Below are 18,099 nucleotides of genomic sequence, written 5' to 3' on the forward strand. Positions count from 1 at the left end.
GGTTACCGGATTATTTTTACGAGGAGTGCCTACATGACAATATTGAGCAACGTGCCACTGTTGGTTGCACTATTCGGAATTTTTTTCGCACAGTTCGTAAAGATTCCGATTCATTTTCTACTCACTCGTGAGCTCGATTGGAAGCTAATGACCTCTACAGGAGGCATGCCAAGTTCTCATTCGGCTGCAGTTACCGCACTGACGACTGCTATTGCTTTCGAACACGGAATGGATTCTTCCTTGTTCGCCATTTCAGCAATTTTTGCAGTGATTGTCATGTTCGACGCAAGCGGTGTCCGTTACCAAGCAGGACAGCAGGCCTTGATCATCAACCAAATACGTGCAGATTTCCAGACATTCGTCAGTGGAACGAAAGAATGGATAAAAAAAGACGAAGAACAGAAAATCATTGAGCTGAAAACCTTGCTCGGCCACAAGCCAAGCGAAGTATTCGCAGGCGCAGTGACAGGTATCCTGATTTCAATTATTACGTATACATTTATAGTATGAAAAAACGCTCTGGCAGCTTCTGCCTGAGCGTTTTTTTAAAACATCTGATATCCTTGCTTGCGTAAAAGCTTACTCACAATCCCTGAAATGATTGCTCCCACCAAACCGCTCGAGAGAATCACGATATCGACTGTATGTAACGCCATCAACTTGTCTCCGAGCATACTGAACGCATGACCCGGTTTTGTAATATATTCATATGCCTTCACTTCGTCAATGATCAAAATTACGACAATCGGATAGATAATCGCCATGACCCACGACATGCGCAGTAGCATATTCAGCAAAAATCCGATTCCGAAAAACATAACGATAAAGATGAGGACAGACAGAATAATCTCTGTAAGTGAAATTGTTCCCAAAATGATGACCTCCGTTTTCCTTAGTTCATTTTACCGGATTGCGGCACTTCTTTCAACAGCTGACGCAAGTGTCACGAAGTTGTTGGAAAGTAGTAAACACCGGTTCGTTAGCACAAATTCTAAATACTGGTCATCAAGAAAAATTATAGAGAGATCGCGATGAAGTTGCTTTACGTTGCAGCCAGACGCTTTCCGAGGGGCTCGATTTCAGCCTCCTCGTAGCTATCGCTAGTGCGGAGTTTTCAACCTTCGTTGAGCCCTCCAGAGTCGCCGGCTTCCACTTAAACCAACGGATACTTCTTAGTCCAATACAAGTAAACATAAAGGGTGCCTATGTCGAGAAATATCAATTTTTTTGTCTACTCACTAGTTTTGTGTATGAACAAAAAAACACTCGCCACTAAATGAGTGGACGAGTGTTTCCCAAACTGTATTAAAGGAGGTCGAACTTTCCTTTTTTCAATGTTAGACCAGCACCGCCGATTAAGTAAAGTGCACGGTTATCGACCATCTTTTTCATGAACGATGCTTTTTTACCTGTCATCTTCTTACCGAAAGCAACTCCGATCGCATCGTTAGAACCGAGGGAAGCAATGCTGCCTTTCAAGTCTGGAACGAATGTTTGAGTCGGCTGACCTTTCATAAGAGCGATCAAGTTATTGGCACACATATCCCCTTGCTGCATCGCGATTTGAGCAGTTGGCGGGTATGGACGGTTGATCTCTTCGTTGATCATCAATGCACAGTCACCTACGATGAATACATCGTCGAATCCTGGAGCACGAAGATCTTTTTCAACTTTAACGCGGGCACGCATGTTTTCAATGCCTGTCTCTTCGATTAAACGGTTACCGCGGACACCTGCTGCCCATACAACGGTACCTGCTTCGATGAATTCGAATTCGTCGTCGCCTTTTTTCAGTTTTACACCTTCTGGAGTCGCTTCCACAACGGGCGTACCAATTGAGAATTCAATTCCTTTGGATTTCAACTGACGTACCGCGTATTCTACCAATTCAGGGTCGAATCCTGGAAGGACCATAGGTGCTGCTTCTACACAAATTACTTTTACTTTGTCAGCAGGCACATCGAATTCTTCACAAAGTTCAGGAATGCGATCTCCGAGCTCACCAAGGAATTCAATTCCTGTGAATCCAGCCCCTCCGACAATAATCGTCAGACGGCTGTCTGATTTCACTTCTTCAAGAGACCATGTCGCAAACTGGTATTCGATATGCTCACGGATTTGACGTGCTGCCTTCACATTTGCAATTGAAAGCGCGTACTTATCAAGACCTGGGATTCCGAATGTTTCTCCTTCGAAGCCAAGACCGATCACCAAGTAGTCATATGTGTGCTGTCCAGCTGATGATGTTACCATTTTGGCTTTTACATCGATCGCTTGAACTTCAGCTTTCACAAACTTCACTTTGTCTTGCTGAATAACGCGGCTGATCGGATAGCGAACTTGTTCAGGCTTCAATGTACCTGCTGCAGCTTCATGAAGCCAAGTAGATTCATAGTGGTAGTCATTTTTATTGATCAGGATGATTTCAACATCGTCTACGCCAAGAGATTTTTGCAGATTCACAACAGTAGCTAATCCGCCATATCCTGCGCCTAGAACTAGGATTGTAGGTCTTTTTTTCACGGGAATCGGTTCCACCTTTTTTGTATGATGTGCCGGTTTGTAAAAATCACGTGATTCCTACAATCCAGCGCTTATTATTTATATTCCTCATTCATAGTAGCCTTTTTGACCTGCTATTTCAATAGCTTATTAGGAATATACCCGGACATTCCTAAATAACTTCTCATAGTCTTCATAAATTGACGAGAAATGTTGAATTAAGCCATGTTACTTACTTAATCTGTAAATTACACCTATCTAAAAGTCACTGAATTAACAAATATACTTTTAGTTTCACCGGATGCGGTGTGGGTGTTGGGACTTAGTTCCATCTTGAGTGATATCATTTGCAATGCTATAGTTAATTCAGCTCACAGATGTCAGAGAATTCACTATTTAAACAGAACCAAAAGAGGTGCTGGATGAAGTGATTGGTCGGTGGATTACTGTTCGTATTAGTTTTAGTTTTAGCTGGCTGTTCTGCATCCGCTTCCAGTTTAAAAGAAATGAAAACTGCTCCGAAGAATGTGGAAGCGGTCATGGACAGTTCTGATCCCTTCAATATAATACAATGGGTAAGACTTTTTCCTATCTTATTTTCAATTCGGCTGGTGACGTAGAGGCGGACACAGAAATTCAAGACCATGTACTTCTCGTCCATCTGGATGTTACGAACGAAGATTCAAGAGAACGGAAGCCGCATATTTACAAATTAACGTCTGATTCAAAACACGACTCGATTGATTTCCGAGTGAATGACGTGTCACAAACAATCAGTCTATATACAATTGATGATTAGATTTCCTAAACAATAAAAAAATCTCTTCGACTAGAATCCGAGTGAACAGACCTGGCGAAGAGACTCTTGTTAGTTCTATTCATTAATCGCAGCTTGCAGGAGTTCCCGCTTTCTTCGCCGTTCTAAACGACGTCCCACAACCGCATGACGCGATGGCATTCGGATTTTCGATGGTGAACCCGCCACCCATCAGAGATTCTTTATAGTCAATTTCTGTACCTGCTAATATATCTGTATCCTCAGAGGACACGACAATTTTCACTCCATGCATTTCCAATAACTGATCCGTAGCGTTCTGTTCTGCATCGAACCCCATGCCGTACGTAAGTCCGCTGCAGCCCCCGCCATTGACTGAAACACGCAGAAAAGATCCTTGCTCCCCATTGTGATCCATCATTTCTTTTACGCGATAGGCGGCTGCTTCAGATAAGTTAACTAGTTGTGTCATTAATATCCCTCCTAAGTAATATCTATCATATCAATGTTGTAAATTGCAGTGCAATGAAACACCCTTGTTCTAGAGAGGTTTGCTATAATAGGGTTGAAAGTATGAAAGGGTGGTGCACCATGGAAGTCACACCATTTTACGATAAGAAAATCGGTTGCCTGAACTGTAAGGAATCCTTCACAACAACCCGAGTCCGTTCCCGTTTTGCTAGGGTTGCTTCAACTGATAGTGATTTTAAACCGAACTATGCGGACAGCGGAGTGAATCCGCTGTTTTATAATATAGCTGTATGCCCATCCTGCGGTTTCTCCTTCACAGATGACTTTGCACCCTATTTTGCTCCGGGAACAAAAGAACAGATTGCATCCGGCATCACAGCCGGCTGGAAACCTCATTCACTTGGTGGAGAACGCACTGTTGAAGATGCCATCGCCGCTTACAAGCTAGGCTATTTAAGTGCAATGATGAAAAAAGAAAAATCGCTCACGACTGCAGGAATAACCTTGAGGACAGCATGGCTCTATCGCATCTTGAATAACGATGAAGAAGAACAGCGTTTTTTAACACTTGCTAGAAATTTATATGAGAAAGCGTATTTTGCAGATGATCACGTGGGAACCCAAATGTCTGAATCCCGTGTGCTCTATATGGTGGCGGAATTGTCATGGCGTGTGAGAGATCGAGAAAAAGCGGTACAATACTTCTCGAAAATCATTGAGACGCAGAGAACTTCTGCTGAACCTCAACTAATTGAGTTGGCGAAAGAACGATGGCATGAAATCCGAGTGAGAAAATAAAACAGGAACGGACGCTAGAGGCCCGTTCCTGCGAAGCCAGATGGCCCTTAGAAAACTTGTTCTACTTCTACAACGCCAGGTACTTCCTCAAGAAGAGCACGTTCAATACCGGCTTTCAATGTTATGGTCGAGCTTGGGCACGTACCGCATGCGCCTAGAAGACGAAGTTTTACAATTCCGTCCTCCACATCGATTAGTTCACAGTCGCCGCCGTCACGTAAGAGGAACGGACGTAATTTATTCAACACTTCTTGAACAGATTCGTTCATTGTTGCTTCTGTCATAAGTTTTATACTCCCCTTTCCTTATAGTTATTATAAACTGGATCACGAAAAAAATCCAATAGAGAATCAGGAGGCGTTAGCTATGAAAGCTAAACACGTTACAGTTGAAGTATACGGTGCAGAGGTCGTTTGTGCAAGTTGTGTGAACGCTCCGACGTCTAAAGATACATATGAATGGCTGAATGCTGCCATCCAACGGAAATATCCCAATCATGCATTTGATATTGTTTATATTGATATTGAGTCAACCATTGACGATGAACGTCAGCGTAAACTGGCTGATCAAGTAAAAGAGGATGAATATTTCTATCCGCTTGTACTCGTGAACGAAGAAGTGATCGGCGAAGGGTATATTCAATTAAAACCGATTTTCAACGCACTTGAAAAACATGGATTCGTTTCAGCGTTCTGAGTGATAATAGTTAAAATGTAATTGAGAACTTTAATGCTTGTTCTAAACAAGACGGAAAGCAGAAGACACGGGGACTCCCTGTCTTCTGCTCTTATTATTTTCTGCCCCCCTATCCTATTTCTAAAAGTGGTGTCTGATTTCAATTTTATTTATGTCTGTACCGAGTCTAAGACGGTATAGAGTTAATTTATAGTGTAATTTATGAGGAAAGTGATGAATCGTGAAAAATTGTGACACTAATTTAATCTACTTAAAGGATAGCACGCAATCTGGAGAATATACTACTGTTCATCCAACATCGGATGCGATAATAATACCAATGAGTAGGCATCGCCCCTTGTCATTTGTTTCACCCTCTGAAGTTATCTGTTTTCTTCAAGCGATTTTCCATTTGACATTGAAATTCCCGTTTAAAATTGAAGAGATAAGGTTAGAGTAGAGCAGTATAAAGGTCGTAATCCTTCATTTAGTGTTGGATAAATTGTATAGCGACATGAAGTTCCGACTTTAGAAAAAGCTTCTTCTGTTATTAGAGCACTGGCATTTAACAACGGCTAACTATTCGAGCATCTACTATGAAAAAGGAGGGTCCCCAATGAAAAGAAGTTCATCAACCGAGCGTTTTCAACCGATCACTTCGGAAAACAGCAACAAAGGATTTGAAGTGGCTCCTGATTTGTATTGCTATACAATTCAAATTGTCAATGTAATCTTTTATGGGAAACCAGGTGAAGAAGACTGGGTCCTGATTGATGCGGGAATGCCTAAATCGGCTGAAAAGATTAAAGAAGTTGCTGCTGCACGATTTAGTCCGAATCGACCTCCAAAAGCGATTATCCTGACCCATGCTCATTTTGACCATGTGGGTGGTCTAGTCGATCTACTCGAAGAGTGGAAAGATGTTCCTGTCTATGCTCACGAAAGGGAACTTCCCTTCATCACCGGTCAGCAGAACTACCCTAAGCCAGACTCCCTTGTAGAAGGTGGTATGATTGCCAAGTTATCCTTTATGTTTCCAACTGAATCGATAGATATTGGAGGTCGTGCACAACCATTGCCATCTGATCATTCAATACCTTTCATGCCGGGCTGGAAATGGATACATACGCCCGGGCATTCAGTTGGCCACATCTCGTTGTTCAGAGAATCCGATCAGGCGTTGATTGCAGGCGACGCTTTTGTAACCGTAAAACAAGACTCGCTCTACAAAGTTATCACACAGAAAATAGAATTGAATGGACCTCCCCGCTATTTGACGCCTGATTGGGAACGGGCAGAACAATCAGTTCAAACATTAGGTCGCTTACACCCCAAACTTGCGATTACAGGTCATGGTGTGCCGGTTACCGATACTCATTGGCTACAGAACAATTTAGTGAAATTGATAGATCATTTTAAGGAATTGGCTGTTCCAGATCACGGAAAGTATGTAGATGAATAATAATAAGCTTGCCTGCAGAGAATTCGTTCTACGGGCAAGCTTATTTTTTGGGTACCTTTGAAGTTCTTCCCAAGATAAATTCACCTTCGGCTAGTTGTAAACTCCATGGTCAATGAATAAAATACATGGAGATCAATTTTTTGGAGGGCTATTTCCATGAATTCCATACTTGTCTATCTATTTTTAGGTGTATCATTAGCGGCTCCAATAGGTCCGGTTAAGTCAGTACTTCTTCATACCGGACTAAAAAACGGGTTTTTTCACGCTTGGTTTTTTAGTCTCGGATCCCTCGCCACGGACGTCTTGTATATGGGTTTGGTCTATTTCGGAATCGGAAAATTCATCGATTCACCTTTGCTGCAAATTATTCTTTGGTCTTTCGGATGTTTTGTTCTTTTGTACACAGGGATCGAAAACTTACTAACATTGAAAAAAAACGAACTGGACACAAAGACAAGGAATTGTGACCGTCTCCGGAAGTCAATAATGACCGGTTTCCTAATGTCTCTGCTCAATCCTCTTACCATCCTATTTTGGTTAGGGATTTATGGGTCAATTCTTGCCAAATCTGCAAACATCGCAACAGGTTATCAAATCATACTGAACAGTTCAGCTATTTTGGTGGGTATCATGTTAGTGGATTTCATCATGTCCTCATTATCAAACGGAGCCCGCCGCTTATTATCTTCCAAGCTTTTGACATGCGTTTCGATCCTTTCATCGTTATCTCTGATCGGCTTTGGAATATTTTTCGGTATCCAGGCTTTTCAGGCATTATTTTAGTCTTGAATTACCCCCTTCTCGCAACACTAAAATACATAATGTACGTGTTTTCATTACCGACAATCTTACGCTGCATAAAAATGAGGGATTAGGAAACCATACCACTACTAAGAAAATCTTTATAGTTGAGGTGTGGTATGGAAGAAGGTAAAAAACAGGTTAGTATGTGGTGCATTCTCAGTATGGCTTCAATTCCTCTTATCATGACCTTAGGGAATTCCATGCTCATTCCCGTCCTTCCGATACTAGAAGAGAAGGTCGGAATTTCAGCCTTCCAATCGAGTATGATCATCACGAGTTATTCAGTTGCCGCGATTTTACTAATACCTGTAGCTGGGTATTTATCTGACCGCTTTGGCAGGAAGATTGTGATTTTGCCAAGTTTGGTGTTTGCTCTAATCGGGGGACTGATTGCGGGATTCGCCTCTTGGAAGCTGGAAGATCCTTATACCGTAATTATTATCGGTCGGATTCTTCAGGGAATCGGGGCGGCTGGGGCTATGCCAATTGTCTTACCGCTTGTAGGAGATCTTTATCAAGATGACGAGGAAAAAACGAGTTCATGCTTGGGCATTATTGAAACGTCGAATACATTCGGAAAAGTGCTAAGTCCCATCTTAGGTTCCGTATTTGCCGCTATCTTATGGTTTTTGCCGTTTTTTTCAATTTCAGCGCTCAGTTTAGTTTCAATCGTTCTAATTTCCTTTTTTGTTAAAGTTCCGGAGGAGAAAGATGAGCCTGTGAGGTTCAACACGTTTCTTAGTAATACGAAGAAAGTATTCAAGGAGGAAGGAAAGTGGCTGGTTACAGTATTTCTTAACGGGATATTCGTTATGCTAATATTATTCAGCATGTTGTTTTTCTTATCAGAAAACCTTGAAAAGACCCATGACATTAAGGGAATTAAAAAAGGCTTTGTTTTAGCTATTCCCCTTCTTATACTATGTATCGCTTCATTCATCTCCGGTAGACTGATAAAAGGGAACTTAAAGACGATTAAAAAGCTTATGATCGCTTCTTTGGTCATTATATCCATAAGCGTAGTTTTCGTCGGCTTTACAAGTGAAAAACTGATTCTGTTGTTATTGGTCACCAGTTTGGTCAGCTTGGCTATCGGCGCTTTGTTACCGGCGCTGGATGCGATCATTACTGAAAACATACAAAAGGAATATAGAGGAACCGTGACTTCTTTTTATAGTTCTGCACGTTTTATCGGAGTAGCCGCTGGTCCTCCGGTTATGTCGCTCGTTATGAAAGATCTTCTGAACGTCAGCTATATTACAGCCGGAGTATTGGGAATCATTCTATTGATTGTTGTTTGGAAATTTATCCAAGTCGACAAAATTGGTGTGCCGGCAAACACCACATGAGGTGTACGAAAATTGTGGGCTCCCACACTTCCCGCACTTTAAGTGGAAATATATTCCAATAAAAGGGAAATAGGGACCTGACTCAGTATTTGCAGTCAGGTCCTTTTGTTATGGAATAGATTGTTAAGGTTATCCTCATTTTGATTTTAAACTGATGAGGATTAGGATAATACCTGCAAACAAGCAAATCATTCTTGTAAGCGAAATTTTCTCAGTCAGCCCAGTTAACGCGATCCCTGTTGTAACGATCAATATAAACGGTCCTACCAAAGCAAGTAAACTATTAATATAAAAAGCCTTCTCCAAATCATTAAATTTAAACATTAAAGCTGCTGCTGATATTTCGATGCTTCCTGAAATCACTCTTAACAAAATGATAAAAAATAGTGCCCTTTCAATAAATGTGACCACATCCTCAGTAGTATTTGCATTTAATATATGCAACTCGTCCCACCTTTAGTTAGAGTTTCCTAAGAGATCCCATGAAAAGCGATTGCAGCCAATTTTTTTGCTCTAAAAGACAAAGTTGATAACACTTTAAGAACAAATAATATTCTGTATCCCTTCAATTTCATTAGAGAGTCAACATCTGCTTACCTGGGAGTGGTCGTGGAGTATGCATATCAGTTATTCCATCCCTTATTCAAATAAGCCCTTCATCAGTAATCCGTTCTTCTTAATTCCTCCGGTAACGTTTCCTAGCTACCACTCCTCGTTATGAAACAAAAAATGGACTCCACAAAGTTGCCATCAAATATCATGCCCGTTTGTTCCAAGAGATCTTTTTTGCTATAGAATATTTTTTCCCTATTGGTCAATACTACGTATCATAAATAACTGAATGAGGTGCTAATTTTGTATTACTACAAAGAAGAACTGATTAATCCCATCACTCCACCTGACAGACCAGACCCTGCAGCTGCAAAAGTCCTTCAAGAAATACTAGGTGGGCATTACGGTGAAATGCGTACCATGATGCAGTATTTCTTCCAAAGTGCTAATTTCAGGGGAAAAGACACTCAGTACCGTGATCTACTTCGCGGTGTATTTCTAGAAGAAATTGCACACGTCGAGCTTGCACAAAACACGATCAACCAGTTGCTAAATGGCTCCGGTGAAACTGATTTACCAGGTAACAGCGGGGATGATCATGCGCCACTGGAAGATGCTGTTCGACACGCAAACCCTCATCATTATATTGTAGGTGCCCAAGCTTCGCTTCCAGTAGATGCTGCAGGAAACCCATGGAACGCATCTTGGGTATATAATCACGGGAATTTGATTAGTGATTTGCTCGATAACTTAGTGCTGGAATCGACCGGTGTCTTACAAAAAACACGAATTTATGAAATGAGCTCAAACAAAACTTTCCGTGAAACCTTAGCATTTCTTATTGTTAGAGACAATGCACATCAAAATGCTTTTGCTAAAGCACTAGAAACGCTAGGTGTAGATTGGGGAAAACTTTTCCCTGTCCCAAATTATGATCTAAATAAATATCCTGAGTGCAGAAAATATGTGGATTTAGGATATCACAATGCCCAATCCAATTTCCGTTTAGATCCAACTAGAATCGGTGAAATTTATCAAGGACAAACACCAAGTAGGAATAATGGGGAACTTAGAGTTACTCCTCCGCCAGCAGGATTCCCAGTTCCATTAATGCCTGACATGCCTAATGAACATAGTCCAGGTATCAGCGATATGAATCGTTAAAAGTCATGGGATTCCAAGTTGTATACTTGGAGTCCTTTTTCTCTTCTAGATCTAAAAACCTTCAGTTTGAGTTTGTATACGGACAGGAAACTCATTTGTAATCTAGCGAACTCGAACACAGTGGAAGTATATCTGTTGAAAAATAGAAACCCCTCCATAGACGAAGGGGACTATCATAACTTTGGGCGGGATGATATCGGGAATCTATGTAGAAATCCACAAAACAAACCGATGCATTATGAAGAAGTTCTTGCTACTTGAACATATAGTTAATAAATAACGGGCTGATAGCTGCATGTCCGACGATTTTTTCCCTGGATGAAATCATTCTACACAACCAGCTTTCATGACATTGGTGCTACCAGTTCTTTCCCCACCAGAGCTCCTCCTCGCGAGGTACACTAGTGTCGACCCTGGGGGGAAATACAGGTTATTTATTTTTACTTTGTTTCATTAATTTGTCTTTCTTGGTGGTGAGTTTCTTGAATCTTCATGAGCTCAGAAATGGATACAAACCGATAACCTTCCTTTTTAAGTTCAGGAAGGATTTCTTTTAGTGCATCCACTGTTTGTCTTCGATTTCCTCCCCCATCATGAAAAAGTACGACATTGCCTTCTTTCGCACCATCTACTACAAAATTCACGATTTTATCCACACCTGGATTTTTCCAGTCTAACGTATCCAGATGCCAAGACCACATAACCAATTTATATCCCTCTTTACTCACCGCTCTCACTAAATCATCCGTGTAATATCCTTCAACAGGTCTAAATAATGTTGTTGGATGACCAGTAATTGCTTGAATCGTGTCGTTTGTTTTTCTCATTTCCTTTATTACTTCAGATGTTTTCATACTTCGATCATGTGTATAGGTGTGATTAGCTATTTCGTGCCCTTCGTCAGACATGCGACTTACTAGTTCGGGATTCTTGTCAACATTTACTCCAACTACAAAGAAGGTGGCATTTGCATTATGTTCTTTCAAAACGTCTAATATTTCTTCCGTATATTTCCTATGAGGACCATCATCAAAAGTTAACGCAATCACCTTCTCATCTGTACGGATTTCCCACAGGATTTGTCCTGCCTCCTCATAATGTTGTCTTCCCTTGTCGGCATAAGTACTTTGCACTCCCCAAAACAGAAGAATCACGATCACTAAAGACCAAATCGCCTTTTTCAAAATTTCACCCCTAACCTACATGAATTTATCGTTAGTATTCATCGTTAACTCAAATTTATGCCTGTCCCTTTTTCGGTTTTCCCCTGATTCAACCACCCATGAATCTTTTCTCACACGGTAAACATCACTGTATCCGTTAATTCGTTATGTCATTTATCGTTTTTTATCGGATGCATCTATCACCTGGAATTTTCAATTTATATTTCTTGTACTGCTCGCTTAAACTTTTGTAACCATAGGTAAAAGATGTATGTAAAGAGACGACAGATTGAGTAATCCGCTCTCTTTTTCACTCTCACTTATATGCCCCACAACGAAACCCACCTGCGCCTCCAGCCGTGTTCATCAACTCAATATTATTGGCATATAATTAGTGTGAACTTTTTCACTTTAAATGAGAAAGGAGAAGTTGTTACGAAAAACTCCTACAATAACTCCAAAGCTAAACAGGATGAGCCACAACCGGTAAATACCAGCCTGCAACTTGCCCTCATATCATCCATCCTTATGCCAATTGCTGATGGCATTGCCACGATATCCGCGATCGCTGCAATCGAAGAAGAAGCGAACGAGAAACAAAATCAAGAAAATTCAGATAAGAGGCTGGACCAAATGCAACAGCAAATTGATAAATTAGCAAAAGAAATAGCTGAAGTAAAATCTGCAAAATCATAATATTATTCAATATTTTAATCGTCCTCGATAAATGGTTGTGCATCACAGGTTGGAGCCGTTGGAAGGTTGACGGAAAACTGTTCCAAGAAATTCATAAACCGGGATAATAAAAAGCATTGAATAGCTGGAACTGGATATGTTAAAGGGTGCACTTTCTTTTTTTGGATAAATTTAACGGAAAACTAGAAAGGAAAACGTCTCCTATATGATCATAACTATAAAGCCAATCGGATGATTCGCTAATTGGAATTCTTTTTTCCATTCCGAGGATACATGGTCCCTAGCATCTTTCGGGGCCACATAAGTCTCGGTTCCCCCATGAGATGGCCTCTAGGAAGCGGCTTTTCAGGGACTTCCATCATGTGAATAAGGTATACAACGTACAACTTGGACTTGGTTCGTAGATCATCCATGAACAGATCGGATTGAGCGATGAGGCATCTGGAGAAACGGTCACGTGAATCAACTGAATGAATCCCCTACTTAAAATACAAGAATACGCAGCATTGTGATGACACTGAGCCAAAGAGTGGTAACGGGAACTGTGTGCTAATCGTCCAATAAATCGGAAGGAATACCTCACCAAATCCAAGTAGTGAAAACCTTCTACAGAACCATGAAATATTCAGAGTTCTGTAAGGTGAGGGGCAGCAGACTGATCGGACCTTAACTAGACGGACAAGCTAAAATCAGCAAATCTGGGTGAAAAAAAAGTGGAGGGTTCGTTCTTTGAGGTTTTCAATCGGACCTGGTTTATGAAATTTCATGAGTAATCCTGAAATGGTTATTGTACATTCCAAAATGCGCCGAACTGTTACGGATATTAAAGGAACCGGTAAAGAGGTTTCAAGGATGCTTTTCCACTACATAAAGAATAATTTAATCTCATGGCATTTAAGGGGATGCGTGTGGGAGTATTGTGTCTACGGAGAAATCGTATTAATGTTGAAAACAATGCAATACGTATTACGAAGACCTCGGACGTGCTAGACAATAATAGGCGTATGTTCAAATTCATGACTCAAAAATCATAAGCATCCACCTATACAAGTGACCCCAATGAAGATAGTCAGACGCCCCTTACTGATCAGGTATCGGCTTGAAAGCCATCATGGATAAGGTTATTTTATAACTACGCTGGAAATCCATACATATGTCACCGTCGAATTGAAAGAAGATGCCACCGCGGAAATGACTATACGCCACGGTGACATCTTCAAATTAACCATTCAAAAGGGATATGTGAGAGAAGGGTGAAATTTTGTCCATCCCATTGGAATGTACCCTTTCAACCATTATCCTATTTACATTCCCAGGGCGAATCATCCATTATGCCATTTGTACATCCAGAGCACTCCGGATTTCAAAAGACGTGCAATTCTGCCGGTAACAGTTCGATCCGCTAAGTATGCAAATCCTTGTTTTTTTCCGAGTGAGCCCATAAAGCCTTTGAGCTTGATTTCCGGCATTTTTTCCGGTAATGGTTCCCCATTCCAAGTATGTTTGAGGACCGTGACGATTTGTTCCCCTTGTCCTTCTGCCAGCTGGGCACTTGGTGCGTGAGGCAGTGCGGCGATGTCACCCACGACATATACCTCTTCATAGCCAGGAATCTGATGGTACTGATTCAACACAATACGGTTTGATTTGTCTTTTTCGACAGCCAATTCCCGAACCACTTTTGTTGGCTGAATCCCTGCAGTCCATACGACTGCATCGACAGCAATTTGCTCTTCGTGGTTATGAAGCAGGTTCATTTCAACCTTTGTAATATTTGAATTTGCAATCACATCCACGTCATTTTTTTCAAACCAGCTCTGGATGTAATTACTCAAACGTTCCGGGAAGTCCCGTAAAATACGCGGTCCTCTATCGAATAATTTGATATTCAAGTCCGAGCGGCTTTCCCGCAATTCGCTTGCCAGTTCGATACCACTCAGCCCCGCACCGACAATTCCGACAGTCGCTCCGCCATTCAAATTCAAAAGCTTTTTGTACGTTTCACGGGACTGACCAATGGTTTGAATGCTATACGTAAATTCGTCAGCACCTGGTACATCGTGATAATTATCTTCGCATCCTAGGCCGATGACAAGCTGGTCGTAGGCAAGTTGTCTGCCGTCTGTCAGTAAGACGCACTTTTCACCGACTTCGATAGACGCAATTTCCCCTTCAACCACTTTCAAACGTTCATGTGTCGGTAAAGCGACACGCACTTCGCTATCCGATACCGTCCCTGAAGCTAATGCATAGAATTCTGTTTTTAAACTGTGGAAAGATGTACGATCTACAAGCGTCACTTCTACATCTGCAGGTAAATTATTCAAAACTCGCAGTAAGATTCGCATATTGCCGTATCCAGCACCTAATAATAGCAATTTTTTCATGATAGTCTCCTTTATCTTAGAGATTTCCGTCTTTTCCTCACGTATGAGTATACCAGTATGTGACGTTCTTCACAATAAGGCAAGGGTTTTGACGAGTAAAGAAAAAAAGAGTACGATCGTACAAGGTGAGGTGATGGGTGTGAACCCGATAGTTGAGTTTTGTATTAGTAATTTAGCCAATGGTTCTCAAGAGACACTAGAAGTACTTGAGAAGGATCCGAATCTTGACGTTCTGGAATACGGTTGTCTGAGTTATTGCACGAAGTGTATGGATTCCCTGTATGCATTAGTGAACGGAGAAGTCGTGGAGGCGGATACACCAGCTGAGCTGACAGAGAAGATTTACGAGTTCATCGAAGAGAATCCTCTCTTTTAATAATAGGAAAATAAGAAAGGACTTGTCTAAGCTGTTAGACAAGTCCTTTCTTATGATTCCATTCGGAAAGCGTTTTAAACATATAAGTCGGTGCTTCCATTTTCCCTAGTACTTCCTCAAGTGAAGTGACGCCGCCTTGGAGATGGACCGTATCGATGCCGTAGCGGATGCCGGAAAGGATGTCCGTGTCATAGTTGTCACCGACCATAAGCATTTCTTCTTTGTTCGCACCTGTTTGTTGTTGAACGAATTCCAGCATGTAAGACTGCGGTTTCCCAAGTATAGTCGGTGCAACTCCGGTAGAAGCTTTGACGAGTTCTATAAATGCGCCGTTACCAGGTACCAACCCAATTTCGTTCGGTAAAGCGAGATCTCCATTTGTTGCAAGAAAACGTGCACCTTTACGAATCGCCAAACAAGCGGAAGCCAATTTTTCATATGTAATTTCATGATCAATCCCCATGATCACAATGTCTCCGTCCGATTCGACAAGTGGAATTCCTTCGTTTAGCAACGCTTCACGTAAACCCGATTCCCCAATCATTTGAACGGTCTTACCTGAATAGTTCTGTGAACAATACTTAGCACTGGCGATCGCTGAAGTCATGATTTGGTGTTCAGAAGTTTCCACTCCGAGCCGTTTCAGTTTTTGCTGTTGTTCCAATACTGTACGAGAGGAGTTATTTGTTATGAAATAAGGCTCGATTCCAGACTGCTGCAACGTACGGATGAAGTCAACCGACTCCCGAATAGCTTGGTTACCTTTATAGACAGTCCCATCCAGATCCAAGCAAATCGTCTTATAGCGTTCCATGTGGAGAATCCTCTGGAAGAAATGCAGATACCGGTCCTAGTTCATTTTCCAAATAGTTCAGTACACAGCTCGGGAATTTTTCCAGTGAAGGGTAACTTGTTGAGATGGTTTTTTCCACTTGCGCTAGATCGACCTTCATGAAGTCACGCACGAGCATTTTTCGTAACTCAATCATCTCTTTAAGGGGTTGTTCCATCTCACTATCGATTACTTTTTCATCTTCCATAATATCGATAATGTCTTCGTAACTGCCAGGATCCCGCATGATGAACCCATCGATCATCGAATTCCCTACATCGATGATCGACTCGATGATATTTTGTGCGATCCGTTCCAGTGCCAAATTCTTCAACATGCTATCATGCCAATTAGATTCACTTGTAAACTGTGCAAGCAATTCTTCCATATAGGCGAGTGTTTCACTAATTTTTTTCCGGTCGATAAAATACATACTGTTTCCTCCTCAATTGTCTTCACATAATAGACATATAGAAACGGACGCCGCAGAGAATTCTCTAAGACGCCCGAATGGAAAGGGATTATGTCATTTGTGGATGTTCTTCAGCTGCAGGTGATTCCTGCTGCACTCCCGTCTCCACTTGCTCCTTCTTCACTTTCCCATTTTTCTTCAATATGAAATGGGCACAGCCAAAGTTGCAGTATTCATATAGATAGTCCTGCAGCGTGCTGATTTTCGTTTCGTAAGTCGCTTTCGCATTACGATCATCGAAAAAACCTTTCAAACGGAGTTGTCCATAACCCCAGTCTCCGAGAATATAGTCGTATTTCAACAGTATTTCACTGTAACGACTCATCAGTGCTTCACTATCGAAACCTTCCCGAAAGTTTACGATGATCTCGAATTCATACTGATCCAACGTAATTAGTCGTTCTGTCATGTCGACTCAGCCTTTCACAGTCAAGGATTCAAGCATCTCTTCGCCCTTGCGTTGACGCTCTTTCGCAGCTGCATTCACTTGCTCATCTGCATGATAACTCGAACGGACGAGCGGACCGGATTGGCAATGCGAGAAGCCTTTACTCATCGCGATTTCAAAGAGTTCCTTGAATTCCTTTGGCGTGTAATATTTTTGTACAGTTAAGTGCTTTTTACTCGGTTGCAAATATTGACCAATTGACATGATGTCCACTTGATTCGCACGTAAATCATCCATTGTTTCCAAGATTTCATCCCAAGTCTCACCTACACCCAGCATGATCGACGACTTAGTAGGAATTTCAGGATACAATTCTTTAGCACGACGAAGTAACTCCAATGAGCGATCATACTTGGCCCGTGCACGGACTCTCGGTGTCATCCTTCTGACCGTTTCAATATTGTGATTCAAAATATCCGGTTTTGCATCCATTAACCGTTTAATATTATCATACTCTCCTCCCATATCAGAAGGAAGTACTTCGATTGTGGCAAACGGATTTTTTCTGCGAATCGCTCGGATCGTTTCAGCGAACACACCAGATCCGCCATCTTTTTGGTCATCCCGAGCAACCGCAGTTACCACGACATGTTTTAAATTCATGAGCGCAACTGAATCTGCCACACGTTCCGGCTCTGCTAAGTCCAGCTCTGTCGGCAATCCTGTCTTCACTGCACAAAAACGGCAGGCACGTGTACATGTATCTCCAAGAATCATGAATGTAGCAGTGCGGCGTTCCCCCCAGCACTCATGGATATTCGGGCAGCGTGCTTCTTCACAAACGGTATGAAGGTTCTTTTCACGCATCAATTTCTTTAAATCGGTATAGTTTTCGTTCGTATTCAATTTGATTTTAAGCCAATCCGGTTTACGGATGTGTTCTTTTTTCTTGTCCACCCCTGGTTTGCATGACACAGCATTCAGCTCCATTCCCATATCAATTGCGCCTTGGCGTCATCACGTCCAGATTTTTTTGGACGAGCTTGAGTAGCTCCCTTGAAAATCTGTGAAATCCGCCGCAAGTTTTTACTTAACTCAGCCGGTTCGAAATCGACTGAAAGAAAAAATTCCGTATTTCTACTATCAATTATAGAAGAGGAAGATTTCTGCTGATTTCAGCTAGACGTTTACTGTTTTCCCCACTTTCAATAATGTAACATATATTCAGAAAGC

General features: G+C 41.6%; 20 protein-coding genes. 9 read left to right on the top strand and 11 right to left on the bottom strand.

Translation table 11 applies throughout. The features are described from left to right. Nucleotides 1–33: 33 nt before the first annotated feature. Nucleotides 34–510, top strand: a complete 477-nt coding sequence (locus tag ABE021_RS04950) for a divergent PAP2 family protein (protein ID WP_430287191.1) — start codon at nucleotides 34–36, stop codon at nucleotides 508–510. A 35-nt stretch (nucleotides 511–545) separates the two neighbouring features. Here the strand turns inward: ABE021_RS04950 and ABE021_RS04955 are convergent, their stop codons facing one another. From ABE021_RS04955 to ABE021_RS04965, 3 genes are all read right to left on the bottom strand, one after another. Further along, the gene (locus ABE021_RS04955; RefSeq protein WP_430287352.1) at nucleotides 546–875 is read right to left on the bottom strand and encodes a YuiB family protein; all 330 of its coding nucleotides are present in this window, start codon (nucleotides 873–875) and stop codon (nucleotides 546–548) included. Between the two features lie 430 nt (nucleotides 876–1,305). After that, nucleotides 1,306–2,523: an NAD(P)/FAD-dependent oxidoreductase gene (locus ABE021_RS04960; protein ID WP_430287193.1), complete on the bottom strand. Its 1,218-nt coding sequence runs from the start codon at nucleotides 2,521–2,523 to the stop codon at nucleotides 1,306–1,308. An 860-nt stretch (nucleotides 2,524–3,383) separates the two neighbouring features. Beyond that, entirely contained in the window at nucleotides 3,384–3,749 is a 366-nt protein-coding gene (locus ABE021_RS04965) for a HesB/IscA family protein (RefSeq protein ID WP_430287194.1), read from the bottom strand. A 119-nt stretch (nucleotides 3,750–3,868) separates the two neighbouring features. Here ABE021_RS04965 and ABE021_RS04970 point away from each other — a divergent pair, with 119 nt between their 5' ends. Further along, nucleotides 3,869–4,546 carry a DUF2225 domain-containing protein gene (locus ABE021_RS04970; protein WP_430287195.1) on the top strand — a complete coding sequence of 226 codons (678 nt, stop codon included), beginning with the start codon at nucleotides 3,869–3,871 and terminating at the stop codon, nucleotides 4,544–4,546. A gap of 47 nt (nucleotides 4,547–4,593) precedes the next feature. On the opposite strand, the gene ABE021_RS04975 is transcribed toward ABE021_RS04970, so the two are convergent. Further along, nucleotides 4,594–4,830 (bottom strand): NifU family protein, encoded by a 237-nt coding sequence (locus ABE021_RS04975; RefSeq protein ID WP_025782972.1) that lies wholly within the window; start codon nucleotides 4,828–4,830, stop codon nucleotides 4,594–4,596. Between the two features lie 82 nt (nucleotides 4,831–4,912). Between ABE021_RS04975 and ABE021_RS04980 the strand changes: the two genes are divergently transcribed. From ABE021_RS04980 to ABE021_RS04995, 4 genes are all read left to right on the top strand, one after another. Then, entirely contained in the window at nucleotides 4,913–5,242 is a 330-nt protein-coding gene (locus ABE021_RS04980; protein WP_430287196.1) for a YuzD family protein, read from the top strand. Nucleotides 5,243–5,837: 595 nt separating this feature from the next. Beyond that, on the top strand, nucleotides 5,838–6,683 hold the full coding sequence (locus ABE021_RS04985) for an MBL fold metallo-hydrolase (RefSeq protein WP_430287197.1): 846 nt from the start codon (nucleotides 5,838–5,840) through the stop codon (nucleotides 6,681–6,683). 156 nt (nucleotides 6,684–6,839) lie between these two features. Further along, nucleotides 6,840–7,466: a LysE family transporter gene (locus ABE021_RS04990; RefSeq protein WP_430287198.1), complete on the top strand. Its 627-nt coding sequence runs from the start codon at nucleotides 6,840–6,842 to the stop codon at nucleotides 7,464–7,466. Between the two features lie 137 nt (nucleotides 7,467–7,603). After that, the gene (locus ABE021_RS04995; RefSeq protein WP_430287199.1) at nucleotides 7,604–8,836 is read left to right on the top strand and encodes an MFS transporter; all 1,233 of its coding nucleotides are present in this window, start codon (nucleotides 7,604–7,606) and stop codon (nucleotides 8,834–8,836) included. Between the two features lie 135 nt (nucleotides 8,837–8,971). Here the strand turns inward: ABE021_RS04995 and ABE021_RS05000 are convergent, their stop codons facing one another. After that, nucleotides 8,972–9,247 (bottom strand): YqhV family protein, encoded by a 276-nt coding sequence (locus ABE021_RS05000; protein WP_430287354.1) that lies wholly within the window; start codon nucleotides 9,245–9,247, stop codon nucleotides 8,972–8,974. Between the two features lie 444 nt (nucleotides 9,248–9,691). Between ABE021_RS05000 and ABE021_RS05005 the strand changes: the two genes are divergently transcribed. Then, nucleotides 9,692–10,552, top strand: coding sequence for a manganese catalase family protein (locus tag ABE021_RS05005; protein ID WP_430287200.1), 861 nt, complete (start codon nucleotides 9,692–9,694; stop codon nucleotides 10,550–10,552). A gap of 440 nt (nucleotides 10,553–10,992) precedes the next feature. On the opposite strand, the gene ABE021_RS05010 is transcribed toward ABE021_RS05005, so the two are convergent. Continuing rightward, nucleotides 10,993–11,736, bottom strand: a complete 744-nt coding sequence (locus ABE021_RS05010) for a polysaccharide deacetylase family protein (RefSeq protein WP_430287201.1) — start codon at nucleotides 11,734–11,736, stop codon at nucleotides 10,993–10,995. Nucleotides 11,737–12,111: 375 nt separating this feature from the next. On the opposite strand from ABE021_RS05010, the gene ABE021_RS05015 reads away from it, so the two are divergent. Further along, entirely contained in the window at nucleotides 12,112–12,411 is a 300-nt protein-coding gene (locus tag ABE021_RS05015; RefSeq protein ID WP_430287203.1) for a hypothetical protein, read from the top strand. Between the two features lie 1,322 nt (nucleotides 12,412–13,733). Here ABE021_RS05015 and ABE021_RS05020 read toward each other — a convergent pair. Next, complete coding sequence (locus ABE021_RS05020; protein ID WP_430287204.1) at nucleotides 13,734–14,798, bottom strand: NAD(P)/FAD-dependent oxidoreductase; 1,065 nt, start codon at nucleotides 14,796–14,798, stop codon at nucleotides 13,734–13,736. Between the two features lie 139 nt (nucleotides 14,799–14,937). Here ABE021_RS05020 and ABE021_RS05025 point away from each other — a divergent pair, with 139 nt between their 5' ends. Further along, a complete protein-coding gene (locus ABE021_RS05025; protein ID WP_430287355.1) occupies nucleotides 14,938–15,174 on the top strand; it encodes a YuzB family protein in 237 nt (78 codons plus the stop codon). A gap of 34 nt (nucleotides 15,175–15,208) precedes the next feature. Here the strand turns inward: ABE021_RS05025 and ABE021_RS05030 are convergent, their stop codons facing one another. The 4 genes from ABE021_RS05030 to lipA all read right to left on the bottom strand — a co-directional run bounded on the left by ABE021_RS05030 (nucleotide 15,209) and on the right by lipA (nucleotide 17,823). Continuing rightward, complete coding sequence (locus ABE021_RS05030) at nucleotides 15,209–15,988, bottom strand: TIGR01457 family HAD-type hydrolase (protein WP_430287206.1); 780 nt, start codon at nucleotides 15,986–15,988, stop codon at nucleotides 15,209–15,211. After that, a complete protein-coding gene (gene hepT / locus ABE021_RS05035; RefSeq protein ID WP_430287207.1) occupies nucleotides 15,975–16,439 on the bottom strand; it encodes a type VII toxin-antitoxin system HepT family RNase toxin in 465 nt (154 codons plus the stop codon). The genes ABE021_RS05030 and hepT overlap by 14 nt, the downstream gene beginning before the upstream one ends. An 88-nt stretch (nucleotides 16,440–16,527) precedes the next feature. Beyond that, nucleotides 16,528–16,887 (bottom strand): YutD family protein, encoded by a 360-nt coding sequence (locus ABE021_RS05040; RefSeq protein WP_430287208.1) that lies wholly within the window; start codon nucleotides 16,885–16,887, stop codon nucleotides 16,528–16,530. A 6-nt stretch (nucleotides 16,888–16,893) separates the two neighbouring features. Then, entirely contained in the window at nucleotides 16,894–17,823 is a 930-nt protein-coding gene (lipA, locus tag ABE021_RS05045; protein WP_430287356.1) for a lipoyl synthase, read from the bottom strand. Nucleotides 17,824–18,099 lie beyond the last annotated feature (276 nt).

It is taken from the genome of Sporosarcina gallistercoris (genome assembly GCF_050459885.1).
Classification (GTDB): Bacteria; Bacillota; Bacilli; order Bacillales_A; family Planococcaceae; genus Sporosarcina; species Sporosarcina gallistercoris_A.